This window comes from Cypionkella sp. TWP1-2-1b2, assembly GCF_049896245.1.
Classification (GTDB): Bacteria; Pseudomonadota; Alphaproteobacteria; order Rhodobacterales; family Rhodobacteraceae; genus Cypionkella.
Map to the genome: position 1 here is coordinate 1 of NZ_JAFCTX010000023.1, position 23,948 is coordinate 23,948.

The following is a 23,948-nucleotide window of genomic DNA, read 5'->3' on the forward strand; positions in this document are numbered from 1 at the left end:
CCGAAGCGGCGCCCGCAACAGATGCGATGGCCGCAACCGAAGCAGCGCCCGCAACAGATGCGATGGCCGCAGGCTCTGCGCGTCAGCCGATGGTACGCGATGGCTATGTGGCCGCAGATGCGACCTATCTCACCTCGGAAAAGCTGACCGGCGCGAAGGTTTATGACGCAACGGATGCTGCGATTGGCGAAGTGGCTAATCTTGTGCTGTCTGCGGATGGACAGGTGACGCAAGTGATCGTTGATGTGGGTGGTTTCCTGGGCATGGGTGAAAAGCCCGTCGCTTTGCCGCTGGCCGATATCGACATTCTGCGCGCCACGGAAGGTGACGACGTGCGTGTGTATCTTAGCCAGACCAAAGAGCAGCTGGAAGCGATGCCGAACTATGAAGGCTGATCTTTAACAGTCTGCAATCTGAAGGTCCGCCCCAACAGGCGGGCCTTTTCGTGACGTTTCATCTGTCTTGAGGCGAATTTCTGACCGCCCCGCACCCAGCGTGTTGAAAAATTCAACGGGCTTGTTTAACCCGGTAGCGAAGCTTAGGCGGGCCACAAAAAGCCATCTCGCCTTTCATGCCACAAGGATCGCGCGGATGTTGATTGATCTGGACGCCATTTTCGCATCGTCCCCCTCGCCGCATGTGTTGCTGGACCGTGATCTGCGGATGATCTGGGCGAACGACGCCTATCTTGCCGTGACAGGCCGCACGCGCAGCCAGTTGATTGGTCGCATCATGACCGAAGAATTCCCGGCACCGCCCGATCCTATCGCCGACCGGATGCTGCGGTCTTCCTTCAAGAAGGTGTTTGAAAACGCCGTCACCGATCATTTGCCTTTGATCCCCTATCCGATTGTCGGGGCGGATGGCATACTCGAATCCCGGTACTGGAGTGCAACACACACGCCGCTGATCGACGCGCAGGGTCAGGTCGAATACCTGCTGCAAAATACCAATGATGTGACCCGGCTTTATGTCGCATCTACGGCTGACCGTGCCGCAAACGTTGCCGATCACACGACAATGATGCGCAGAGCCGAGGGCGTGGCGCGGCAAAATCTGGCGCTGGGTAGCGTTGCGCAGTTTTTCCGCACGATTTTCGATCAAGCCCCCGGCTTTATTGCCATCGTCTCTGGGCCGGATCACGTTTTCCAACTGACCAATGCCGCCTATCAAGACCTGATCGGGCGGGCAGATGTTTTGGGCAAGACCGTGCGTGCCGCGCTGCCAGAATTGCAGGGGCAGGGATTTTTCGAACTGTTGGATCAGGTTTACAGCTCTGGCACGGCCTTTTCGCAGACCGGGGCTGCCGTGCGGTTCCGCCCGCACGAAGGTAATGCCGAATTTCAACGCTTCGTCGACTTCATCTTTCAGCCGTTGCGCAACTCGGATGGCCTGATAACGGGCATTTTCGTGCAAGGCCACGATGTGACAAAGCAGAAGGCCGCCGAGTTCGAGTTGATTGAGACGCGCGAGCGGTTCCGCACCATGGCGCAATCCATGCCGAATCAGGTTTGGACAGCGGCGCCTGATGGTGGGCTTGATTGGCTGAACGATCAGACCTACGCCTATACCGGCTTGGATGAAACCGGGCTGCGTGGCACGGCCTGGGGGCAGGCAGTGCATCCCGATGATGTGGAGCAGGCTGCGGCGAATTGGGCGGCGGCGATTGCTGGCGGTGTGCAATACGAGACTGAATTTCGCATCCGCCGCCATGACGGTGTGTATCGGTGGTTCATCGTGCGGGCTGCGCCGATTTACTGTGCCGAGGGTCGCGTGGAACGCTGGGTCGGCACCAATACCGACATTGAGGATTTGAAGCTGGCGGAAGCCGCGATTGCCCAGATGAACCAGACGCTGGAAGACCGCGTCGCCGAGCGCAACCGCGAGCTTGAGGTGGTGAACGCCGCCCTGCGCCAAAGTCAGAAGATGGAGGCCATCGGCAACCTTGCCGGTGGTATCGCACATGATTTCAACAACCTGCTGCAAACCATCAGTGGCAGTCTGCAACTGGCGATGCGCAGGATTGACCCTAACTCGGATGCGCTGCCACGCGTGGCGCTGGCGATGAAAGCGGTCGAGCGCGGAGCGACGCTCGCCTCGCAACTGTTGTCGTTCGAGCGCAGGCAGCCGCTTGCGCCGAAAGTGATCAACCTTGGCCGGCTGTTGCGCGATGCGGGCAATATCGTGCGCAGCGCCATCGGTGAAGGCGTCGAGGTGGAAACCATCGTTGCGGGTGGGCTGTGGAACACCTGTGTTGACCCCACCAATGTCGAAAGCGTTGTGCTGAACATGGCGATCAACGGGCGTGACGCGATGGAGGGCCACGGCAAGCTGACCATCGAGGTCGGCAATGCCGATCTGGATGATGCCTATGCGCGCAGGCATCTGGATGTGGTGCCGGGGCAATATGTGATGCTGGCGGTGACGGATACCGGGTCGGGCATGTCTCCGGATGTGATCGAGCGGGTGTTTGACCCGTTTTTCACCACCAAACCCGAAGGTCGCGGCACCGGACTCGGCATGTCTATGGTCTACGGCTTTGTGAAGCAATCCGGCGGCCATATCAAAATCTACAGCGAGACCGGCAGCGGCACCTCGGTGAAAATCTACCTGCCCCGCTCGCTGGATGCCGAAGAACTGCCGCCCAACCTGCCTTATGACGATCTGACCGGCGGCCATGAGACAATCCTGCTGGTCGAGGATGACGAGGATGTGCGCGTGACCGCAGCGCATCTGCTGAATGATCTGGGCTATACCGTGCTGCAAGCCCGCGACGCCGACCGCGCCTTGGCGGTGATCGAAAGCGGTGTGCGGATTGATCTTTTGTTCACCGATGTGGTGATGCCGGGTAAAGTCACCAGCCGCGAGATGGCCGACCGCGCCCGCCAGCTGATCCCGCAGCTGCCGGTGCTGTTCACCTCGGGCTATACCCGCAATTCCATCGTGCATGGCGGCAGGCTTGATCCGGGGGTGCAACTGCTGAGCAAACCCTACACCCAAGAGCAACTGGCGCTGAAAATCCGCGAGGTTTTGGGCAAGCCAAGTGCCGCCATCGACGTGCCGCCGATTGCTGAAAGCGCTAGCTTGACCGCCGGACAGCCAAGCACCTGGGCCTCCGCAATAGCGGGTCTGCGGGTTCTGGCCTGTGAAGATCAAGTGCTGATCCGCATGGATTTGGTGGACGGTCTGGAAGAAAACGGCTGCGTGGTGCAAGGCGTTGGAACCGGCACAGAGGCGCTTGCAGCATTGCAGAACGCGCGGTTTGATCTGTTGATCGTCGATGTCGGCCTGCCGGATATGTCGGGGGTCGAGGTGGCACGGCGCGCGGTTGCGCTGTTCAGCGATCTTCTGATCATCTTTGCAACCGGCGAACGCAGCGTTACCGGGATAGACGATCTGCCCAATCATGCGATTTTGGGCAAACCATTCTCGGATCGGGAATTGACAGAAGCCATCCTCGAGTTGCTGGCAAAGTAACAGCAGGCTGGCACCAAACCAAAAGTGCTAAGTGCCGGATAACCGCCCAACAAAGCCAGCCTGTGTTGACGAACATAACGAGAACATCTATGTTGCTGTCATGACAACCATGACCCTTCAAGACAAACTGGCGATCCTGTCGGATGCGGCAAAATACGACGCATCCTGTGCCTCGTCTGGCGGTGAAAAACGCGATTCCCGCAAGGGCGGTGTTGGGTCTTCCGGCGGCAGCGGCATTTGCCACGCCTACACGCCGGACGGGCGCTGCATCTCGCTGCTGAAAATCCTGATGACGAATTTCTGCATCTTTGACTGCGCCTATTGCATCAACCGGGTGTCGTCGAACGTCGAACGCGCGCGATTCACGGTGGAAGAAGTGGTGTCGCTGACGCTGGAGTTTTACCGCCGCAATTACATCGAGGGGCTGTTTTTGTCGTCGGGCATCATCCGCTCGCCGGATCAGACCATGGCCGATATGGTGCGTATCGCGCAGATCTTGCGGCAAGATCATGGTTTCAAAGGCTATATCCACCTGAAAACCATCCCGGATGCCTCGCCCGAGTTGATCAAATCCGCCGGGCTTTATGCCGACCGGCTGTCGATCAATGTCGAATTGCCGCAGGATGCCAGCCTGCGCCAGCTTGCCCCCGAAAAGCGCCCCGAAACCATCCGCGCCACCATGGCGCAGGTCCGGCTGGAGGGGGAAGCGGCGAAGGACCGCTCGCATACCGGCAAAAAGCCACCGCGCTTTGCGCCTGCGGGTCAAAGCACGCAGATGATCATCGGCGCGGATGGCACCGATGATGTGACGATCCTGACCAGCGCGACGCGGCTTTACACCGGGTACAAGCTGCGCCGGGTGTATTATTCGGCGTTCTCGCCGATCCCGGATGCCTCGGCCGCGCTGCCGCTGATCCAACCGCCGTTGTTGCGCGAGCATCGCTTGTATCAGGCCGATTGGCTGCTGCGGTTTTATGGCTTCAGCGCCGATGAAATTGCCACCGGGGCCACCGCGGGGCATCTGGACCTTGATCTTGATCCAAAGCTGGCTTGGGCGTTGCAGCATCGCGGGTTGTTTCCGCTGGACGTGAACAAAGCCACCCGCGACATGCTGCTGCGCGTGCCGGGGTTTGGCACCCGCACAGTGGATCGCATCATAAGCGCCCGCAAACACCACAGCCTGCGGTTTGAAGATCTGGTGCGGATCGGTGCGTTGATGAAGAAGGCCAAAGCCTTCATCAGCTTGCCGGGGTGGACTCCGGCAGGGATGACCGACAGCGCCAATCTGCGCGCACGGTTTGCCCCGCCGCCCGAGCAGTTGCGCCTGATTTGAGTTATGCCGTCCCCCTGCCCCAGCGCGGCACCTTTGCGGCTTGGCGACAGGCGGCGCGGATCGCGATCTCACACCGCATCCCGCCCGATCAGTTGGAATGGGGCGGCGATGGCGGCCTGTTTGCCGCAGACCCGCTGCCCGATGCACCCGGCCCGCATCAGATCCGCGTGACCGAAGGCTTTCTGAAACTGGCGGAATCAGTGATCTGGCATTCTGCGCCTGAGCGGTTTTCACTGCTGTATCAGGCACTTTGGCGGATCGACCAGCGCGACGGCACACCGTTGTCGCAGGCCGATCCGCTGGGCCGCAGGCTGCATCTGATGGCCAAGGGCGTCAGCCGCGATATCCACAAGATGCACGCCTTTGTGCGGTTTCGCGAACTGCCCTCTGACACGCCGCGCCGCAGCTTTGCCGCTTGGTTCGAGCCGGAGCATAACACGATGGAACCGGGGGCTGCGTTTTTCGCCAAGCGATTTGGCGATATGGATTGGATGATCGCCACCCCCCGCCTGACCGCGCAATTCCGCGCGGGCGCGCTAAGTTTCGGCCCCGCAGGCGCGCGTCCCGATTTGCCAGAGGACGCGTCAGAATCGCTCTGGGCGACCTATTTCGCCAATATTTTCAACCCAGCGCGGATCAAGCTGGATGCGATGCGATCAGAGATGCCACTGAAATACTGGAAGAACCTGCCCGAAACCCGGTTGATCCCCGAAATGCTGAAAGATGCCGAAGCCCGCGTGCAGCGGATGCGCGATGCCGGGGCCAGCGTTGCGCGTCCGGGGTCTGCGCCCGTCTCGACGCGCTATCGCGATGCGATGCCGCAAGCGGTCGCCCTGCCCGACAGCTTGGATCAAGCCAAAGCCGCCGCCAGCCAGTGCCGCCGCTGTGGGCTGTGCGAGGCCGCCACCCAAACCGTCTGGGGCGCGGGTGCGCCGGATGCCGTGCTGATGATTGTGGGCGAACAGCCCGGCGATCAGGAAGACCTTGCAGGTCGGCCTTTTGTGGGGCCAGCGGGTCAGGCGCTGCATCAGGCGATGGCTGCGGCGCGCGTTGATCCGGGCAAGGTTTGGCTGACCAACGCGGTGAAGCATTTCAAATTCACTCCGCGTGGCAAGATGCGAATGCACCAATCCCCCGACCGCGCCGAAATAGAGCACTGTCGCTGGTGGCTGGGGTTAGAACTTGGCTTTATCCAGCCCCGCCTGACGCTGGCCTTGGGGGCTTCGGCGGCCTTTGCGCTGACAGGCGATGCCAGCCCGCTTGGCGCGCGGCGCGGCAAAGTGCAGATCGGTCTGCACGATGGCCCGGTTCTGCTGTCATGGCATCCAGCCTATATCTTGCGGCTGCCAGACCCGGCTGCGCAAGCGCGCGCAAGGCAAGAGTTGATCGACGATCTGCGGCTGGCATTTGCTTTGGCTTGCGCTGAGACGTGAATACAGCAACGCCCAAGGCGCAAATCTGCGCGCCTTGGGCTGAGCATTTCAGGGCAAAAACTCGCCTGCCCATGCCGCAATCAAAGCATGAAGTGTTCGCCCATATCTGGCTGGTCGCCGGTCAGCTTTGCCTTGGCGACGTTGAAGATGAAGGCAATGCCCGAGGTCGGCGTGGCCCAAACCTCGCCGCTTTCCAGCGTGAACGACAGCAGGCGCACATCAGGATCGTCGATGCCGCCATCAAACCAGGCATCGGTGACAGTGCCCCACAACTCCTCCAGCTTGGCGCGATCCTGTGATAGTGCCAACGCGCCTTTCAGATGGGCGTGCAGACCATGACCGTTATCGGCCACAATATAGCTGGCCTCAACGGGTCCGCCTTCAACGGCGTCCACAACGTCGGTGCCTTGGGCGGTGATAAACCACAACGTGTTGGACTCGCGTTCAGCGTGATGTGACATCGGCACCAGACGCGCGCCGTCATTTGCATCCAACATGCCTGCGTTGATTTTGGTCACGCGGTCCCAGAATTCATCTTTACTCATTTGGAAAGTCCTTGGTTCTTGATCCTTTACGGGATCAGTTGCACAGCTGATCAACGCAAAGCTTTCAACGCAGTTCCCAAGATTCGCGACAGTGGCGCGGCCGCCCAGAGACTGCCGCCACATCGCTGTGCAATCAGCCGCGTATTGCACAAACCTAAGGACCACCATGATCACGGGGCAAAAATCCGTTTTGGACACTTTAAGGATTGTGGCGTCTGGCAGGGGGCTGACACCCGCATGTGTTTCAACACTGCTGGGTCGATTTGGCATGTAACACGCAAGTCTCAGGCGAGTCTCAGGATCGCGTGCAGCTTGGCCGAAACGGATTTATCCGATCCGGAGAAATCAACGCAGGACGCGCTGCGTTTGTTTGCTAACTTCCCGCTATCCGCAACTTGACGTTGCCATGCGGCAGATTGCGGAGGTGCAGCGGGGAGGCTGCACTGAGGGGGAACGACCGTCACACCAAAGGCCAGCGCCGTCGCCGGGGTTGCCACAGGACGCCGCCGCGTCACTTACCCCCAACCGTTGGGGGCCGCATACGAATAGAGAGTTTCAGAAGTGAGCAGAGAAAACATTGCGTTGATCGTGGGGGCGACGGGGCTTTCCGGCAGCTATACCCTGTTCCGCTGGACTTGGCTGTGGGCGCAGATCGCGGGCTATTTCGGGCTTGAGGTGGCGGACTATCCCGGCCATCCGGTGCCGCTGGAAACCCAGATGGCCGATGCGCCTGCGGTTTGGGCCGAGATCGTGGCGAAGCACGGTTTGCAGGATATCCCGGTCGGCACGTTGGCCTCATGGTGGCACAGCGATGCCGATCTGGGCCGCACACTGGAATGTTTCACCGACATGACCAACAGCCGCGCGTTGGGGTTTGCCGCCTATCAGCAGACCAACCACAGCTTTTTCGATGTGTTCGACACGCTGCGTGCGCAGCGCATCATCCCCTCCTGACCTGCGAGTATCGCCATGCATTACGTGATCCATTGCCTTGATCATCCGGGCGCTGTCGAAAAACGCCTGAGCCATTATGAGGCGCATAAGGCCTATCTTGGCGCTGCCGCCCTGAAAACCGTGATCTCGGGGCCGCTGCTGGCCGATGACGAGGCGACGATGATCGGCAGCTGTTTTGTGGTCGAAGCCGCATCTTTGGCCGAGGTTGAGGCGTTCAACCAAGCCGATCCGTTCTTCAAGGCGGGGCTGTGGGCCAATATTTCGATCCGTCCTTTCAGCAAGCGTGTGGATAACCGGACATGAGCGCACCTGTAGGCATTGCGCTGGTCGGTATGGGCTGGTGGGGCAAGAAGATGCTCAACGTGCTGGGGGCAGCGCCGGGTGATATCCGCGTGGTGCGGGCGGTGGAACCCGATGTGGCGGGCGTGCAGGCGCTGTGTGATGCCAAGGGCATTCCGGTTTCGGCAGATTACGCCGATGCGCTGAATGATCCCAGCGTTGAGGCTGTGGTGCTGGCGACGCCACATTCCCTGCACGAAGCGCAGATCGCGGTGGCGGTGGCGGCGGGCAAGCAGGTGTTTTGCGAAAAACCGCTGGCGCTGACCAAGGCGGGGGCGGAAAAGGCTGTCGCCTTGTGCCAAGGGGCCGGGCTGGTGTTGGGCATGGGGCACAAGCGGCGGTGGGAACCGCCGATTGCCGCGATGCTGGCAGCGGCGGACAGTGGCGCTTTGGGGCGTTTGCACCAGATCGAGGCCAATTTCAGCCATGACAAGTTCCTGAGCCTTGATCGAGACAACTGGCGATTGAAGGCCGATCAGGCCCCGGCGGGCGGTATGACGGCGACGGGGATTCACCTGCTCGATCTGTCGGTGCGGCTGATGGGGGCTGCGGAAAGCGTGTTGTGCATCTGCGAGCGGCTGTCGTCTGACCTGCCCAACGGTGACACGGTGGCGGCGTTTGTGAAGTTCAAGGGCGGTGGTACGTCTTACGTCTCGGCCTCTCTCGCCAACCCGTTCATGTCGCGGTTTACGGTTTATGGATCAAAGGGTTGGATCGACATTCGCGATAAGGCGCATGTCGAAAGCCCGGATGGCTGGATCGTAACCTCTGCGATGGAGGGCGGGCCGATCACCACGGTGGAAGTTGCCCCCGCCGAGCCCGTGAAGGACAACCTTGTGTCCTTCGCCCGTGCGGTTCGGGGCTCGGAAACCTATCCGATCACCGCCGCGCATCTGGTTGATAACATTGCCTTGTTAGAGGCGATCTTTGCATCCGCCCTGTCGGGCAAGATCGAAACCGTGGCTTAAGGATCGCGTTATGAAAGCCCTGATTTTTGACGCACCGAAAAAGCCGCTGCTGACACAAGTGCAGATGCCGACCATCGCCGAGAATGAGGTGATGATCCGCACATCCTGCGTTGGGATTTGCCATTCCGATTACGAATTGTTGGCGGGGCAATATATTATCCCGATCAGCTATCCCGTCACCCCCGGCCATGAATGGGTGGGTGAAGTGGTTGAGGTTGGCCGCAATGTCAAAGGCTTGGCGCGGGGCGACCGCGTGGTGGGCGAATGTGTGTAGGAGGGTAGCACGTTCTGGACAAATGAAGAAAAGGTAAATGAGGTGCCAAGTCTCTGAAAGTGTTTAGGAAAACGGTGGGTTAAGCTGGCTATGCCTTTGAAGGGCTGTGAAAGATCGTGCCCTAAAATGCGTGCAAACCGTGCATCTTCCTAGCATTCAGCTAGCACTTTTCTACGGAAAGCTAACACATTGGCAGCAAAGGCTTTCATCCGATGTGAGACCAAAAGATCACTGCAAATTTAGTGATTTGTCCAGAAGGTAACTTAGTGAAAATTAGCTAAGTTCAGAACCTAGGACATACCTTAGCTAATTTGTTCGGCCATATTTGTAATCAATGGGTTAGGCGCGTTTTTCGGGGTGGTTCAGGCCCGCACAACTCCGCACTAACTTTGACCATGAGATTTGAGCCAAAAGCGTTAGAAACGGGAAGATATTCCGATTTAACCAAAATCCAACCAATCTTGTGCCAGTTCACCTATTGCAGCTTCGTCCGCGTCGGACACGCCTAAGAATGGGCGGGCGGGTAGGCGCGGGACCGCAACCCGATCTCGTCGCTGATGGCGCTGGAAGGCATCCGCGCGCTGGCCTCGGCCTTGCCGAACCTGACCTCCGGCGCGCCGCAAGACCATGACTGGGGTGAAGCGCTTTATGGCGCGTGGCTGTGCGGCACCGTGCTGGGTCAAGTCGGCATGGCGCTGCATCACAAGCTGTGTCACGCCCTGGGCGGCGGCTTTAACCTGCCCCATGCCGAAACCCATGCGGTGATCCTGCCGCATGCCGTGGCCTATACCGAAAGCGCCGTGCCCAATCTGCTGCGCCCGGTGGCGCAGATTTTCGGCACTGCCACAGCGCATCAGGGTCTGTCAGACTTCGCCCGCCAGATCAGCGCACCCACCAGCCTGGTTGCCTTGGGCCTGACCGCCGCCGACCTGCCCCGCGCGCTCGATCTGGCTACCGCCAATCCGTATTGGAACCCCCGCCCGATCACGCGCGACGCGCTGGCCCCGCTGCTTGCCCGCGCGCTGGCAGGCGATGCGGCGCAATCTTAAGGAGCCCGCAGCAATGTCCCCAACCCACGGCACATTCAGCGAAACCAATTCCGCCGAGGTGGTCAGCGCCCGCCACGCCGCCTGCACCAACCCCCGGCTGGCCGAAGTCATGTCGGCCCTGATCCGCCACCTGCATGATTTCGCCAAAGAGGTGCATCTAAGCCAAGACGAATGGGGGCTGGCGGTCGATTTTCTCACCAGAACCGGACAGATCTGCTCGGGTCAGCGGCAAGAGTTTATCCTTTTGTCAGATGTTTTGGGGGTTTCCATGCTGGTCGATGCGATCAACAACCGGAGGCCCGAGGGTGCCACCGAAAACACCGTTTTTGGCCCGTTTCATGTCGCCGATGCGCCAGAACGGCAGATGGGCGACAACATTTGTCTGGATGGCAAAGGCGAATCCTGCCTGTTCGAAGGCCGCGTGCTGGACCTTGAAGGTCAACCAATCCAAGGCGCAACAGTGGATGTCTGGTCCGACAACGCCGATGGCTTTTATGACGTGCAACAGCTCGGCATCCAACCCCCCGGCAACAATCGCGGCGTGTTTGTGACCGGGGCCGATGGCCGCTATGCCTTCATCGGCATCAAGCCCGTCAGCTATCCGATCCCCGATGATGGCCCGGTCGGCCAGATGCTGGCCCAGCTTGGCCGCCACCCCTACCGCCCAGCGCATATGCACTACCTCGTCACCGCCCCCGGTTTTCAGCGTTTGGTCACCCATACTTTTGTCGGCGGCGACAGCTATCTGACCTCGGACGCAGTGTTCGGCGTCAAAGCCTCGCTGGTCGCCCCCTACACACGGCTGCACGATCAGCCCACCCAGTGGCACGCGCCCTTCGATTTCGTGCTGGCACCGCTGTAAGTCCGCATCGCTTCACGCTAAAGGCCCGATAAATCCATGACAAACCCCTGTATCATCTGCGTGGCCATCACCGGATCGCTGCCGACCAAGGCCAACAACCCGGCGGTGCCTACCACCATCGCCGAGCAGATCGAAAGCACGCACGCGGCGTTTGAGGCCGGGGCCAGCATCGCGCATTGCCATGTGCGCGATGACGACGGCAAGCCAACCTCAGACCCAGAACGATTCGCCCGGCTGAAACAGGGCATCGAGACGCACTGCCCCGGCATGATCGTGCAACTTTCCACCGGAGGACGCTCGGGTGCGGGGCAAGCGCGGGGGGGCATGTTGCCGCTGCGCCCCGACATGGCCTCGCTTTCGGTCGGCTCGAACAACTTTCCGACCCGCGTTTACGAAAACCCACCCGATCTGGTGGATTGGCTGGCGTCTAAAATGCAGCATTACGGCGTCAAACCCGAGATTGAGGCGTTTGATCTCAGCCACATCGTGCAAGCCGCAGCAATGCAGCGCGATGGTCGGCTAACCGGGCCGCTTTATGTGCAATTCGTTATGGGTGTGAAAAATGCGGTGCCCGCGGATGAGGAGGTTTTTGAATTTTACATCAAGACCTTGCACCGATTGGCCCCTGATGCTCTGTGGTGCGCGGCGGGGATCGGCGGCGCGCAGCTTTTGATCAACGAATGGGCCATCCGCAAGGGCGGCCACACCCGCACCGGGCTAGAGGACAACGTGCGGCTGGACCGTGATCGGCTTGCGCCCTCGAACGCAGCTCTTGTCCGCCGCGCCGCCGCCCTGTGCGCGCAATACGAGCGCCCAGTCGCAACTTCGGCGCAAGCGCGCAAAATGCTCGGGCTGCGTATTCCTGAAACACGCCCTGCAAGCTTGGCATAGGCTGGCCTTCGCCAAACACCGGTACAGATATGCCACCACCCTACCCCGCCCCCACGTCTTAAACTGCATAAACCGCATTTAACCTTGCAAAACCTCCACGCTATGGAGTATTTGCAAGGTATGTACCCCCGCAGCATCAATCACACCGTTATCACCGCCCTTGCTGAACAAGCAGCGGTCGTACTTTTGGGCCCACGGCAAGTTGGAAAAACCACCCTCGCGCTAGAGATCGCGGCGCAAACTGCCTCGGTCTATCTCGACCTTGAACGCGAAGCGGATCGACAGATTTTGACCGAGCCCGATCTTTACCTCGACGAACAAGCCGCAAAGCTGGTGATTTTGGACGAGGTACAGCAGATGCCCGGCCTGTTCAGCAGTCTGCGCGGCCAGATCGACATGCGACGCCGCAAAGGTCTGCGCAGCGGTCAGTTTCTGCTGCTGGGCTCGGCCTCAAACCTGCTGTTGCACCAATCGGCTGAATCTCTGGCCGGACGTGTGCGCTATGTTGAAATGCCACCGCTGCAACTGGATGAGGTGGGTCGCGATCGGTTGAACGAACTTTGGCTGCGCGGCGGCTTTCCCGATAGCTTTCAGGCCGCCAGCGACCGCGCAAGCCTGACTTGGCGTGAAGATTTCCTGCGCACCTATCTGGAACGCGACATCCCTGCCCTTGGCCCCCGTATTCCGGCCACCACTTTGCGCCGGTTCTGGACCATGCTTGGCCATGCCCAAGGCGGATTGCTGAACGCCGCCGCCTTGGCCGAAGGTCTGGGGGTTTCGGGCCAGACCATCGGGCGCTACCTTGATCTGCTGGTTGATCTGATGCTGGTGCGCCGCTTGGCACCTTGGCACGAAAATGTCGGCAAGCGCCTTGTCAAATCGCCCAAAGTCTATGTCCGCGACAGTGGGCTTTTGCATGCCCTGCTTGGCCTTGAGTCGCTGGAAAGCCTGCTGGGCCACCCGGTTGTCGGTGGCAGTTGGGAAGGCTTCTGCCTTGAAGCGCTTATTGCCGCAGCCCCCATCGGGACCGAGCCATTCTTTTACCGAACCTCCGCCGGAGCCGAACTAGACCTTGTTCTGCGCCTGCCCAAAAGCGAAGTCTGGGCGTTCGAGATCAAGCGCGCCACTGCCCCCAAACTATCGCGCGGCTTCCACCTTGCGACTGCCGACATCAAAGCAGACCGCCGGATTCTGGTCTATGCAGGCGCGCGCGAGGTTCCGCTTGGCGATGGCTTGCGCGCGATGCCGCTCAATGCCGCACTGGCCCTGATACGGCAGCAAGCCTAAACCTTTGTTGATAAATGCGCGCCCTGCCCCTGCGTTTACAACTTCACCCCGGCCCCGACAAAGTTGACAGCCGACAACTTCGCACCCGGTTGACAGCTGTCAACCTCACGCCGCCCGCGCCCCATCACTGTTCAGCAAAGCCATAATCATTGGCCCGGCCGAGAATCCGCCCACCGCAGCCTTGCCCGACAGCGCCCGCAGGTAACCCCCCGGATTGGAAATGCTGCCAATCCGCTGCATCATCGCCACCACCGCAATCGCCGCCGTCTCTGGCCCCATGAAACGTTGCGCCTCTTGCCAAGCCGAAGCGCTGATCCCCATCATGCCCCGCACTTCCGACGCCACCACCACCAGATCGCGCCATTGCGTCAGGTTAGACCGTGCATAGGGCAAGATATCCGGGCAAGCTTTCAGCACCAACACCAGCGGAACACTTGGCACCTGTGCCTGATCTTGCGTGCTGTTACTCTGCTCTGCCTGATCAGGCACAAGACCCTCCAGCCCCGCGCCCCTGCCTGTTTCTAGGCAAGGTTCAAATACATAAGAGTCTTGCTTTGAATTCGTATGGTGACGTCCAGAATGAGCGGCATTGCCATGCTTTTTTTCTGTATTAGCTTCAATCATCAGGCGCAAAACCTGCAAGATATCCCCAGCTTCGCCCAGAAGCCCGGCCACGACATCCGCATCCATCTTGCGCCGCAATGCTGCCCGCAGCGGTAACAATCGCGCCTCCAGCCCGGCCCAATCACCGGGCAAGCATGCCTCAACCCCGTAAGCCAGCAGCTTCGCCGCATCGCGCATCCGCAGCACCAGTGCCTCGCGCGCCCGGTGCAGCCGATCTGCGGCATCAACCACCTCAGCCGCCGCCGCCACTATATCACCCGCCCGCAGCAGCAAGGGCCGCAGATCAAGCCCAAACGCCTGCACCAGCGCGCCAGCGCGATCCCGCGCCGCATAGCGCTTGCCGTTCGGGCTATCTTGCCGCCACACCAACCCCGCGCCCACCAGCACCGCCAAGTGACGGCGCAGCGTGCTTTCGGCCATGCCGTGTGCGCGGTCTGAAAGCGAGGTGTTTGACGGGAACACCACCAGATCGGCCCCATCCTCCAGCGCCTTGGCGGGCAGGAAGGTCAGCAGCGCATAGAGCACCGACAGATCGCGGTCAGTCACGCCAAACCGGATGCGCGCGATGCGCAAGTCATTGAATAAAGACCATTTATCAACGCGGGGCAGGGGGGCTTTATCCGTCAGGGCACGCGCCGCAAGCAGCCCGGCCGTCATCGCTTGCCGCCCAAACGGCGTCACTGAAATATGCTTCATTGGGGTATCACGCGGCAAAACTGCTCCGACCGCTGAAATCAGCGGTTGACAGCCGAGCATAAGAGAGCCTATTTCTTGAAGTGCAAAGACAAGAATGGGCCTCTCGGAATGTCATTTCCGGGGGGCTTTTTGTTATGCCGAAGCGTGCCTCCTTTCTGGTTCAGGGTTACGCATCATGCTTGCCGTTCTGCCAATCGCGCAGCAGGCCCGGAAGGTTGTCCAAAAGCCAGTCCTCAAACCCAGCGGTTTGCGCCAGACGCAGCTTCAATGTCATTGTCGTGGCCCCCAGCGAGGCCTCGGCCAAGGCCGCGCCGCCTTGCGCCAGCACCACGCGCGGGGCCACGCGGGGCAGGGGGGGCGCACCGCGCGCAGGCTTGGCGGTCAGATGATGCCACACCGCCTGAAACCGCGCATCCGAACTCTCCCCCACCGCAGCAGCGACACCGTTGCCGCCCGCCTCAACCAGATCGGCCAACGCAAGCCAACGATCCCGCCCAACAGACGGCGCCGCCCCAATCGCCTCGATCAGCGCAGCGGGCAACCGCCCCGCCACCGAAAGCATCCGCGAGGCGAGGGTCTTGTCCACCGACAAAGCATCGCAGATCACCTTGCGATCATAGCCCGCATCCTGCAACTGCCGCGCAAAATTGACCTTTTCGATGAACGACAGATCACGCCGCGCCGTGTTTTCCTGCCCCTGCGCCAGCACCAAGGCCCGGTCATCCAGATCGCGTACCAGCGCCTTCACCTGCTGCCCCAAGGCCCGCATCGCCAGCACCCGACGCCTGCCATAAACGATCTGATACCGCCCGTCCTGCGACGGGTGTGGTCGCACCAACACCGGCACCTGTTGGCCATATTCACCGATGGATCGCGCCAAAGCGCTGTCGTCCACCGCATCGCTTTCCAGCCGGTCCTGCAAACCACCCGCCTCGATCAGATCGGTGTCGATCTCAATCACCGCCCGCGCTTTCAGATCAGCAATGGATCGCGAAACCGCCCCAATCGCCCCCTTCTGCGCCCGAGGTGGCCCCGCTGCCACTGAAGGGGCAGGGGTCGCAAGCAAACCGATCAACACATCCTTGCGTGCCATCTACCGCCCCCATGCCGCTTGAATCAGGTCTTCAATCTCGCCATTCACCGCGTTCAGGCTTTCCATCGCGCGCTCGTAAGTCGCCCGGGTGAAATCGGCCTTCTCCACCTCATACAGCGTCTGCTTGGTCAGCCCCGCATCGGAAATAGCCGTTGATTTCAATACCGTATGGTTCAGTACGTGATCGCCGAACAGGCTGCGCATGAAACTGACCATCTGGTTCTGCGGCCCATCCCCCGGCTCATACCTAGTGACCAGATAGCGCAGCCAGTCATAACTCATGTTGCCGCCCGCATCCGCCACCACGCCCAAAAGGTTCGAGGTCATCAGCAAAAACTGGCACATACTCATCACATCCAGCATCTGCGGATGCACCGTTACCAGCACAGAAGTGGCAGCAGACAAAGCCGACATGGTGAGGAACCCCAGTTGCGGCGGGCAGTCGATCACAACCAGATCGTAATCGGCTTCCACCTGCGCCAAGGCATCGGAAATTCTGGTAAAGAACAGATTACCGCCGCGCACGGCCAGCATACGCGGCGTGTCATGTTCAAACTCCATCAACTCCAGATTGCCGGGAATCAGATGCAGGTTGGTGAAATATGTCGGCCGGATAATGTCGCGCAACGGCAGCGGATCATCATAGCGGATCGCATCATACAAAGTCCCACCATCGGCCAGATCAAACTCGGGCTGATAGCCGTGCAGCGCTGAAAGGCTGGCCTGCGGATCAAGATCAATCGCCAGCACCTTGTAGCCATCCAGCGCCGCCTTCTGCGCCAGATGTGCCGCCGTCGTGGTCTTGCCCGAGCCACCCTTGAAGTTAATCACCGTGATCACCTGCAAATGATCCCCAGCCCGCCGCCCCGGCAGATAAGTGCCCGGTGCCTTCGCCCCAATCTCCAACATCTGCCGTAACGCCATGATATCTTTCGAGGAATACAACCGCCGCCCGCCCGCCCCGGTTTGCGGCTGCGGTCCGCGCCCTTCCAGCGACAGTTTGCGCAAATAGGCATCCTTGACGCCCAGCAAGCCCGCCACCTCGCCCGAACTGAACGACCGCAGTTGCTTTTGCGCATTCGGCGGGAAAAGCTGCGTGCGGTGCGCCATCAGACGCTCTGACAATTTGGCCGCATGTTCGCCGACCAAACGGTCGATCCGGTCTTTTCGTTGCGCCCGATCTTTTTCTTGCATGCCCACTGCCCAGACTTTGTGTCTAACACCGTTTGTTACGGCATTTATCGGTTATTTCCGTTTATACCGTAATTGAATGGCGTAGGAATCCGAGTCGCGCAAGACATTTCTGTATGTTGTGGTCGTCGAAGTGAAAACCACAAGTCATTCCCAGCGGGGAAGGCATTTGCGCCGCCGCACGCCGCTTAAAACCTTCTGAAACGGCTGTGTGACCAAGTTATCCACACACGCGGCCTTATTTCACAGGAAATCCCATGCCCATCATCCGCCCCTTCCTCGCCATTCCAACCCCAGAAACCATCCCGACAGCCCCACATACAGCCGAGGACGGCCCAAAAATCCTGTTCGTTCCACTGGATGCGATCAGCACCAAAAAGCTGCGCCGTGACCGTTCCTGCCACATCGACCCCCAAATTGACGATCTGAAAGCCTCGATTCTGGCAACGGGCCTGTCAAACCCGATTCGCATCGACATTTCGCGCCCCGGCAGCTTCGAGTTGGTTCAAGGCTGGCGCAGGCTATCGGCTTACCGCGCTTTGCACGCCGAAACCGGTTTGAATTGCTTTGCCGAAATCCCCGCCATTGCGGTCGAAAACTTCACCTCGATGGAAAAACTCTACCGTCGCATGGTCGATGAAAACATGGTGCGCAAGGATCTGTCCTGGGCCGAAATGGGTCGCATCGCACTGACCTATAAGGACGAGCGTTCTGCCGATTGCGACAGCCTTGAAGAAGCCATCGACGCCCTGTTCGCCTCAGCCAGCCCGCAAAAGCGCAACTACATCCGCCACTTTGCTGAACTGATCCACCGTCTGGAAAAGGTGCTGGCGTTTCCCGAAGCCATTCCGCGCGCGCTTGGCATTGCTCTGAACCAAGCCCTGCAAAGCGAATCCGGTCGCACAGCAGCCCTGTGCAGCGCCCTGCGCGCCAATCCCCACCGCAATGCGGCGACCGAACTTGACATCCTGCGCCATTTTGCAACCGAGCCCGAGGCCCCCGACCGCTTTGAAGATACCCCCCTTTTGCCGCGTGGTCTTTACACCCCCGCAAAACCCGGCAAAGCCCGCAGCCCCACGCGCCCAGAAGCCTTGGTGCGGCACGATCTGATGGGCGGTGCCGTCAGTTGTACCCTCGCCCCCGGCCGGGTCGAGCTGCACCTTGACCGCGATTTCAGCCAAACCCCGCGCAACCGCCTTGAGGTTGCCGTCGCCGCCTTCTGCGCCGCCTTGGCTTAAGGCCGCCAAAGCCAGTAGGGCAGGGGGGTCGGCCAAGGTGCCGAACCCCGCCTGTCGCCGAAAATGCTTGCCAATGACCGCCGCACGCGGTGATCTTGGGCGTTGGGTGATCTGCCACGCCCAACTTCGCGTATCTAAACGCAGCTATAAATTCTTTCCCCACAGCGCAGAGCGTTTGATTTGATCCAATCTCGCACATTCATCGGCATTTTTGCGCTGCTGGTCAGCCTTGTCGCTATCTTTCAGCTAGAGCAATCGCGGTCGGGATTGCAGATTTCCGACTTCAGCGTCGGCACAACGCCAGTGACCCTGTATCAACGCGCATCCTTGCAGCAGGCGGGCCCGATTGTCGTGGTGGCGCATGGCTTTGCCGGATCGCGTCAGATCATGCAGTCGTATTCGCTGGCCCTCGCACAGGCAGGCTACCGGGTGCTGGCGTTTGATTTCGAAGGCCATGGCCGCAATCCGAAACCGATGTCGGGCGATGTGACATCACTCGAAGGCACAACCGCGCTGCTGGTGGCCGAAACGCGCCGGGTGATCGCCTATGGCCGCAGTTTGCCCGGCGACACCCGCATTGGCCTGCTGGGTCATTCCATGGCGACAGATATCATCATCCGCGCCAGTATCGACGAGGTGGCCGCAGGCCATCCGGTGCAGGCCGTGGTGGCGATTTCAATGTTCTCGCAGGCAGTTACCGCCGATGCACCACATCAGTTGCTGGTGATATCGGGCGAGTGGGAAAGCTTTCTGCGCAAAGCCGGGCTTGACGCTGTGCATCTGGTGGACCCGGCGGCGACCGAGGCCGCGGTGGCCCAATCGGGCGCAGTCAGGCGGGCGACAATGGTTGCACCCGGCGTCGAGCATGTCGGTGTGCTGTTCAGCACCCCAGCGGTCAAGGCCGCCCAAGATTGGTTCGACAGCACTTTTGACCATCGCAGCAACACCACGCCCACCCCGCGCGGCTGGTGGATCTTGGCGCTGCTTGCAGGCATCGTGCTGGGCTTTTACCCCATCGTCGCAAAACTGCCAGCCGCACCCGCAGCCCCGGCCATTCCGACGGGGCGCTTTATACTGGCCATCCTCATCCCGATGGCCGTGGTCCCCCTCGTCATCACCCCATTTTACCGTAACTTCCTGCCGGTTTTGGTGGCCGATTATCTGATGCTGCATCTGGCGCTGTTCGGGCTGCTTCAGCTTGCGCTGCTCGGGATATGGCCGCGCTGGCAAACCAAAGCCGCGCCCTTGTCGGCGCTGGCGCTGATGCTGTGGGGGATACTGGTGTTCGGGCTGGCGCTGGATCGTTACGCCGCAAACTTCTGGCCGACATGGCAGCGCCTGCCGATCATTGCAGCGCTTTGCGTAGGCTGCGTGCCCTGCATGGTCGCCGACAGCTATCTGACCCAAGCCGGGCGGGCGGCGCTGTGGCGCAGAGTGGCCGCAAGGCTGGCACTCTTTGCCTCGCTGGGGATGGCGGTGGCACTTGATCCCGGCGATCTGACCTTTGTGCTGATCGTGCTGCCGGTGTTTGTGCTGTTCTTTCTGGTGCATGGCCTGATGGGGCGCTGGATCGGGAGGAAATCTGGTGCATTGGCGGCTGGGGTCGGGCTGGGCCTTTGCCTCGCATGGGCACTTGGGGTCAGCTTTCCGTTGTTCGCCCCTGCATAAGCTTAGGTGGATTTTACTGGCCCCGCCGCAAAGCCAGCCCATATGTGTTACAAGCCATTTTCGCTCGCTTCAAAGGCCGCTGACACATGCCGCTGATCACCATCCCAAAAAGCCGCGATGAGGCACGGATATGAACCACTACCCGCGCGTCAGCCTCTATGCGCTGCTGCTGGCCGCCACGGGGATACCGCTTTACATCCACCTGCCACAGTTCGCCGCGATCAATCTGGGCATCAGTCTGGGCACCATCGGCACCATCCTGCTGCTGATCCGGGTGATCGACCTCGCGCAAGATCCGCTGATCGGCTGGGCGATTGACCGTTGGCCGCGCCTGCAAACCACCTTTGCCATGGCCGCCGTAGCGGGCCTTGCGATTGGCTTTCCGCTGCTGTTTTCGTTATCTCGCGGCCCGCATGTCGTGGCACAACTGGTAGCGGCCCTCATCCTGCTGTTTGCCGCCTACAGCTTGGGCACCATCCTGCTCTATGGCCGCAGCACCACCTTGGCCGAGCGGCCCGAACCGGCAGCCCTGCTGACACTCGCCGCCTACCGCGAGGGCGGCATGTTGGCGGGCGTGATCCTTGCCGCAATGGCCCCTGCGGTTCTGGTGGCTTTGGGGGCAGGCGGGCAGGGCTATCCAGCGTTTGGGCTGATGTTGGGCGGGCTGGCGATACTGACAGCGGTGATCAGCTATTCGATCTGGCAGCGCCCGGTGATCTTGGGCGAGTCGTTTTCCCTCGCAGGTCTGGCCAATGCAGGGGCGTTGCGGATTTTGGTGCTGGCCTTGGTCAACAGCCTGCCCGTCGCCATCACCTCGACGCTGTTCTTGTTCTTTGTCGAAGATCGCTTGCAACTGCCGGGCAGGGCAGGGGGCTTGCTGACGCTGTTCTTCCTAAGTGCGGGCCTGAGCGTGCCGATATGGACGCGGATCAGCCAGCGGATAGGGGCCAAGACCACCCTGATGATCTCGATGCCCTTGGCAATCCTGGGCTTTGCTGGTGCGGCGTTTCTTGCCCCCGGTGATTACTTGGGCTTTGCGATCATCTGCGTGGCGGCAGGGGCTGCGCTTGGGTCTGACACCATCCTGCTGCCCGCGATGTTTTCGGTGGCGCTGACGCGGGCAGGGCTGAAAGCCTCGCTCGCCTTTGGCATCTGGGCATTTGCGGGCAAGCTTGGGTTGGCGCTGGCGGCGTTTATCGTGATGCCGCTGCTGCAATGGAACGGTTTCGTGCCCGGCCAAGTTAACTCGGCGCTGGCATTGAGCACCCTGAACATGGCCTATGCCGTGATCCCCTGCGTGCTGAAACTCGCCGCCCTTGCCTTGGTTATAGCCCTGCCGTCTGAGGATAATCTACGATGAAACCATCCCGCCGCATGCAGACAGACCCAAGCACCCGCATCCGGCCCGTGCCGTGATGCGCGCCGACGACATCCTGTACCCAACCGATATGGGACTTTACTGCGCCCCCGGCGATTTCTACATCGACCCGCTGCGCCCGGTGCCGCGCGCCTTGGTCACGCATGGCCACGCCGACCACGCCCGCCCCGGAAATGACGCAGTGATGGCCACACGCCAGACGCTGGAAATCATGGCGATCCGCTATGGCGAGGATTTCACCGCCAACCGCCAGATTGCCGAAGGCCAGATGCGGGTCGGCGATGTCACCGTCAGCTTCCATCCGGCAGGCCATGTGCTGGGGTCAGCGCAAATCCTGATTACCCCGGATAACGGCCCGCGCATACTCGTTTCCGGCGATTATTGCCGCACCCCGAACCCGGTCTGCCTGCCGTTTGAGCCCGTCGCCTGCGATATCTTCATCACCGAAGCCACCTTTGGCCTGCCCGTTTTCCGCCACCCCGACCCGATCACCGAGATCACCCGCCTGATCACCAGCATGGCCGAGTTTCCCGACCGCCCGCATCTGGTCGGTGCCTATGCGCTTGGCAAAGCGCAGCGGGTGATCGCCCTTGCGCGGGCAGCGGGCTATCACGCCCCCATCGCCATCCATGGCGCTTTGAAGCGGCTGTGCGATTACCATGTGGAACAAGGCATTGACCTTGGCCCGCTGGTGTCAGCCACCGACCCCGGTGACGCGAAACTGATCCTCGCCCCGCCCTCGGCTTTCGCCAGCCCTTGGGTGCAACGCTTCCGCGACCCCGTCATCGCTTATGCCTCGGGCTGGATGACGGTGCGCGCCCGTGCCCGCCAGCGCGGGGTTGAGCTGCCGTTGGTGATCAGCGACCACGTCGATTGGCCGCAACTGACCGCCACCATCCGCGAATTATCCCCGCAAGAGGTCTGGATCACCCACGGCACCGAAGACGGCCTGATGCGCTGGTGCGAAATCGAGGGCATCGCCGCCCGCCCGCTGCGGCTGGTGGGGTATGAGGATGAACCCGAATGAAAGCCTTCGCGCGCCTGCTGGAACGGCTGGCCTTCACGGCAGGGCGCAATGCCAAGCTGACCATCTTGTCACATTACTTCGCCGCCACCCCCGACCCTGATCGCGGCTGGGCACTGGCTGCACTGACCAGCACTTTGGATTTACGGCAGGTTTCCCCGTCGCTGCTGCGCCGATTGGCGGGTGAGCGGGTGGACGAAAAGCTGTTCGCGCTGTCTTATGATTTCGTCGGCGATCTGGCCGAAACCATCGCGCTGATCTGGTCGGAAGCCACCACCTCTGGCCCCGAAGTCACACTATCCGGTGCCGTGGCTTTGCTGCGCGACACATCGAAACTGGCGCTGCCCGCTGCCGTCGCTTCGATGCTGGATCGGATGACCCCGCCCGAACGCCTCGCCTTCCTGAAGCTTGCCACCGGAAACATGCGGGTTGGCCTTTCTGCCCGTCTGGCGCGGGTCGCTTTGGCGCAAAACTCTGCCCGCAGTGTCGAGGAGATTGAGGAAATCTGGCACGGCCTAACCCCACCCTACATCCCGCTGTTCGATTGGCTTGGCGGCGGCGCGCGCCCCGAAGCGGCTTCATCTGCGCCGTTCCGCCCGGTGATGCTGTCGACCCCGATCACGCCCGAAGACCTATCAGCGCTTGATCCGGCAGATTACCTCGCCGAATGGAAATGGGACGGCATCCGGGTGCAGGCGGTGTCCGAAGGCGGCATGCGCCGGCTGTATTCCCGCACCGGCGAAGATATTGGCGCGGCGTTTCCCGACCTGCTTGAGGCACTGGAGTTTGAGGGGGCGGTGGATGGCGAACTCTTGATCCGGCGCGATGCCGATGTCGCCCCCTTTGCCGATCTGCAAAAGCGCCTTGGCCGCAAAGTGGTCAGCAAATCCATGCTGCAAAGCCACCCCGCCAGCCTGCGGCTTTACGACATTCTGACATGGCAAGGCGAGGATTTGCGCGCGCTGCCCCTGGCCGCGCGCCGCGCGCGGCTGCAAGCTGCCGCTTTCAACAGCGACCGCATCGACCTCTCGCCGCTTCTGCCCTTCACCACATGGGATGATCTGACCCAACTCCGCGCCACACCGCCCGCGTCGGTGATCGAAGGCGTGATGATCAAGCGCCGCAACGCGCCCTATATCGCCGGGCGTCCGCGTGGGCCGTGGTTCAAGTGGAAACGCGACCCGAAGGTAATTGATGCGGTGCTGCTCTACGCGCAAAGCGGGCATGGCAAACGATCCGGCTTTTACAGCGATTTCACCTTTGGCGTCTGGGACGGCCCCGATCTTGTCCCCGTCGGCAAAGCCTATTTCGGCTTTACGGATGAGGAATTAAAAGAACTCGATCGCTTTGTGCGCAAGAACACCACCCAGCGCTTTGGCCCGGTGCGGCAGTTGGCCCCGCTGCTGGTGGTCGAGGTGGCGTTTGAGGGGCTGAACCTCTCGACACGGCACAAAGCGGGGTTGGCGATGCGGTTTCCGCGCATCTCGCGCATCCGCTGGGACAAACCAGCCGCCGAGGCCGATCAGTTGGAAACCCTGCGCACGATGTTGTGAAAAAACGCCGGCACCGCCTGATTCCGATGGCATAGGGCATGATTGCAGCCCAAATACGCCCAATACGCGCC

At 60.9% G+C, this 23,948-nt stretch carries 21 protein-coding genes; 17 read left to right on the forward strand and 4 right to left on the reverse strand.

Annotated features, from left to right (window positions below):
• The 4 genes from ACP7AP_RS15215 to ACP7AP_RS15230 form a co-directional block, all read left to right on the forward strand.
• The coding region (locus ACP7AP_RS15215; protein WP_426035238.1) for a PRC-barrel domain-containing protein at positions 1-395 on the forward strand (395 nt) is incomplete at its 5' end.
• A 196-nt stretch (positions 396-591) separates the two neighbouring features.
• On the forward strand, positions 592-3,477 hold the full coding sequence (locus ACP7AP_RS15220; RefSeq protein ID WP_426035240.1) for a PAS domain-containing protein: 2,886 nt from the start codon (positions 592-594) through the stop codon (positions 3,475-3,477).
• Positions 3,478-3,586: 109 nt separating this feature from the next.
• Positions 3,587-4,810: a putative DNA modification/repair radical SAM protein gene (locus ACP7AP_RS15225; RefSeq protein ID WP_426035367.1), complete on the forward strand. Its 1,224-nt coding sequence runs from the start codon at positions 3,587-3,589 to the stop codon at positions 4,808-4,810.
• A complete protein-coding gene (locus ACP7AP_RS15230) occupies positions 4,807-6,243 on the forward strand; it encodes a UdgX family uracil-DNA binding protein (protein WP_426035242.1) in 1,437 nt (478 codons plus the stop codon). The genes ACP7AP_RS15225 and ACP7AP_RS15230 overlap by 4 nt, the downstream gene beginning before the upstream one ends.
• Before the next feature lie 80 nt (positions 6,244-6,323).
• Here the strand turns inward: ACP7AP_RS15230 and ACP7AP_RS15235 are convergent, their stop codons facing one another.
• Positions 6,324-6,788 (reverse strand): pyridoxamine 5'-phosphate oxidase family protein, encoded by a 465-nt coding sequence (locus tag ACP7AP_RS15235; protein ID WP_426035244.1) that lies wholly within the window; start codon positions 6,786-6,788, stop codon positions 6,324-6,326.
• A gap of 561 nt (positions 6,789-7,349) precedes the next feature.
• On the opposite strand from ACP7AP_RS15235, the gene ACP7AP_RS15240 reads away from it, so the two are divergent.
• The 8 genes from ACP7AP_RS15240 to ACP7AP_RS15275 all read left to right on the forward strand — a co-directional run bounded on the left by ACP7AP_RS15240 (position 7,350) and on the right by ACP7AP_RS15275 (position 13,412).
• Positions 7,350-7,742: a hypothetical protein gene (locus ACP7AP_RS15240; RefSeq protein ID WP_426035246.1), complete on the forward strand. Its 393-nt coding sequence runs from the start codon at positions 7,350-7,352 to the stop codon at positions 7,740-7,742.
• A 15-nt stretch (positions 7,743-7,757) separates the two neighbouring features.
• Complete coding sequence (locus ACP7AP_RS15245; protein WP_426035248.1) at positions 7,758-8,045, forward strand: YciI family protein; 288 nt, start codon at positions 7,758-7,760, stop codon at positions 8,043-8,045.
• Positions 8,042-9,049 carry a Gfo/Idh/MocA family protein gene (locus ACP7AP_RS15250; RefSeq protein ID WP_426035250.1) on the forward strand — a complete coding sequence of 336 codons (1,008 nt, stop codon included), beginning with the start codon at positions 8,042-8,044 and terminating at the stop codon, positions 9,047-9,049. The genes ACP7AP_RS15245 and ACP7AP_RS15250 overlap by 4 nt, the downstream gene beginning before the upstream one ends.
• Positions 9,050-9,059: 10 nt before the next feature.
• Positions 9,060-9,323 (forward strand): alcohol dehydrogenase catalytic domain-containing protein, encoded by a 264-nt coding sequence (locus ACP7AP_RS15255; RefSeq protein ID WP_426035252.1) that lies wholly within the window; start codon positions 9,060-9,062, stop codon positions 9,321-9,323.
• A gap of 557 nt (positions 9,324-9,880) precedes the next feature.
• The gene (locus ACP7AP_RS15260) at positions 9,881-10,372 is read left to right on the forward strand and encodes a hypothetical protein (RefSeq protein ID WP_426035254.1); all 492 of its coding nucleotides are present in this window, start codon (positions 9,881-9,883) and stop codon (positions 10,370-10,372) included.
• Positions 10,373-10,385: 13 nt separating this feature from the next.
• Positions 10,386-11,234, forward strand: coding sequence for an intradiol ring-cleavage dioxygenase (locus ACP7AP_RS15265; RefSeq protein WP_426035256.1), 849 nt, complete (start codon positions 10,386-10,388; stop codon positions 11,232-11,234).
• A gap of 36 nt (positions 11,235-11,270) precedes the next feature.
• Complete coding sequence (locus ACP7AP_RS15270; protein ID WP_426035258.1) at positions 11,271-12,125, forward strand: 3-keto-5-aminohexanoate cleavage protein; 855 nt, start codon at positions 11,271-11,273, stop codon at positions 12,123-12,125.
• 120 nt (positions 12,126-12,245) lie between these two features.
• Positions 12,246-13,412, forward strand: coding sequence for an ATP-binding protein (locus ACP7AP_RS15275; RefSeq protein WP_426035260.1), 1,167 nt, complete (start codon positions 12,246-12,248; stop codon positions 13,410-13,412).
• 105 nt (positions 13,413-13,517) lie between these two features.
• Here the strand turns inward: ACP7AP_RS15275 and repC are convergent, their stop codons facing one another.
• The 3 genes from repC to repA all read right to left on the reverse strand — a co-directional run bounded on the left by repC (position 13,518) and on the right by repA (position 17,019).
• Positions 13,518-14,732 carry a plasmid replication protein RepC gene (gene repC / locus ACP7AP_RS15280; protein ID WP_426035262.1) on the reverse strand — a complete coding sequence of 405 codons (1,215 nt, stop codon included), beginning with the start codon at positions 14,730-14,732 and terminating at the stop codon, positions 13,518-13,520.
• 166 nt (positions 14,733-14,898) lie between these two features.
• A complete protein-coding gene (gene repB / locus ACP7AP_RS15285) occupies positions 14,899-15,825 on the reverse strand; it encodes a plasmid partitioning protein RepB (RefSeq protein WP_426035264.1) in 927 nt (308 codons plus the stop codon).
• Positions 15,826-17,019 carry a plasmid partitioning protein RepA gene (repA, locus tag ACP7AP_RS15290; protein ID WP_426035266.1) on the reverse strand — a complete coding sequence of 398 codons (1,194 nt, stop codon included), beginning with the start codon at positions 17,017-17,019 and terminating at the stop codon, positions 15,826-15,828.
• A 254-nt stretch (positions 17,020-17,273) separates the two neighbouring features.
• On the opposite strand from repA, the gene ACP7AP_RS15295 reads away from it, so the two are divergent.
• From ACP7AP_RS15295 to ACP7AP_RS15315, 5 genes are all read left to right on the forward strand, one after another.
• Positions 17,274-18,254, forward strand: a complete 981-nt coding sequence (locus ACP7AP_RS15295; protein ID WP_426035268.1) for a ParB/RepB/Spo0J family partition protein — start codon at positions 17,274-17,276, stop codon at positions 18,252-18,254.
• A 180-nt stretch (positions 18,255-18,434) separates the two neighbouring features.
• Positions 18,435-19,922, forward strand: a complete 1,488-nt coding sequence (locus tag ACP7AP_RS15300) for an alpha/beta hydrolase (protein WP_426035270.1) — start codon at positions 18,435-18,437, stop codon at positions 19,920-19,922.
• 130 nt (positions 19,923-20,052) lie between these two features.
• On the forward strand, positions 20,053-21,282 hold the full coding sequence (locus ACP7AP_RS15305; protein WP_426035272.1) for an MFS transporter: 1,230 nt from the start codon (positions 20,053-20,055) through the stop codon (positions 21,280-21,282).
• 55 nt (positions 21,283-21,337) lie between these two features.
• A complete protein-coding gene (locus ACP7AP_RS15310) occupies positions 21,338-22,327 on the forward strand; it encodes a ligase-associated DNA damage response exonuclease (RefSeq protein ID WP_426035369.1) in 990 nt (329 codons plus the stop codon).
• Positions 22,324-23,877 carry a cisplatin damage response ATP-dependent DNA ligase gene (locus ACP7AP_RS15315; protein ID WP_426035274.1) on the forward strand — a complete coding sequence of 518 codons (1,554 nt, stop codon included), beginning with the start codon at positions 22,324-22,326 and terminating at the stop codon, positions 23,875-23,877. The genes ACP7AP_RS15310 and ACP7AP_RS15315 overlap by 4 nt, the downstream gene beginning before the upstream one ends.
• Positions 23,878-23,948 lie beyond the last annotated feature (71 nt).

What these genes read in the sequence shown, in the direction of transcription:
- ACP7AP_RS15315 (WP_426035274.1), top strand. Translation starts at nt 22,324, where the DNA reads ATGAAAGCCTTCGCGCGCCTGCTGGAACGGCTGGCCTTCACGGCAGGG.
- repB (WP_426035264.1), bottom strand. Translation starts at nt 15,825, where the DNA reads ATGGCACGCAAGGATGTGTTGATCGGTTTGCTTGCGACCCCTGCCCCT.
- repC (WP_426035262.1), bottom strand. Translation starts at nt 14,732, where the DNA reads ATGAAGCATATTTCAGTGACGCCGTTTGGGCGGCAAGCGATGACGGCC.
- ACP7AP_RS15220 (WP_426035240.1), top strand. Translation starts at nt 592, where the DNA reads ATGTTGATTGATCTGGACGCCATTTTCGCATCGTCCCCCTCGCCGCAT.
- ACP7AP_RS15235 (WP_426035244.1), bottom strand. Translation starts at nt 6,788, where the DNA reads ATGAGTAAAGATGAATTCTGGGACCGCGTGACCAAAATCAACGCAGGC.
- ACP7AP_RS15245 (WP_426035248.1), top strand. Translation starts at nt 7,758, where the DNA reads ATGCATTACGTGATCCATTGCCTTGATCATCCGGGCGCTGTCGAAAAA.
- ACP7AP_RS15305 (WP_426035272.1), top strand. Translation starts at nt 20,053, where the DNA reads ATGAACCACTACCCGCGCGTCAGCCTCTATGCGCTGCTGCTGGCCGCC.
- ACP7AP_RS15310 (WP_426035369.1), top strand. Translation starts at nt 21,338, where the DNA reads ATGCGCGCCGACGACATCCTGTACCCAACCGATATGGGACTTTACTGC.
- ACP7AP_RS15265 (WP_426035256.1), top strand. Translation starts at nt 10,386, where the DNA reads ATGTCCCCAACCCACGGCACATTCAGCGAAACCAATTCCGCCGAGGTG.
- ACP7AP_RS15250 (WP_426035250.1), top strand. Translation starts at nt 8,042, where the DNA reads ATGAGCGCACCTGTAGGCATTGCGCTGGTCGGTATGGGCTGGTGGGGC.
- ACP7AP_RS15270 (WP_426035258.1), top strand. Translation starts at nt 11,271, where the DNA reads ATGACAAACCCCTGTATCATCTGCGTGGCCATCACCGGATCGCTGCCG.
- ACP7AP_RS15225 (WP_426035367.1), top strand. Translation starts at nt 3,587, where the DNA reads ATGACCCTTCAAGACAAACTGGCGATCCTGTCGGATGCGGCAAAATAC.
- ACP7AP_RS15275 (WP_426035260.1), top strand. Translation starts at nt 12,246, where the DNA reads ATGTACCCCCGCAGCATCAATCACACCGTTATCACCGCCCTTGCTGAA.
- repA (WP_426035266.1), bottom strand. Translation starts at nt 17,019, where the DNA reads ATGCAAGAAAAAGATCGGGCGCAACGAAAAGACCGGATCGACCGTTTG.
- ACP7AP_RS15255 (WP_426035252.1), top strand. Translation starts at nt 9,060, where the DNA reads ATGAAAGCCCTGATTTTTGACGCACCGAAAAAGCCGCTGCTGACACAA.
- ACP7AP_RS15260 (WP_426035254.1), top strand. Translation starts at nt 9,881, where the DNA reads ATGGCGCTGGAAGGCATCCGCGCGCTGGCCTCGGCCTTGCCGAACCTG.
- ACP7AP_RS15295 (WP_426035268.1), top strand. Translation starts at nt 17,274, where the DNA reads ATGCCCATCATCCGCCCCTTCCTCGCCATTCCAACCCCAGAAACCATC.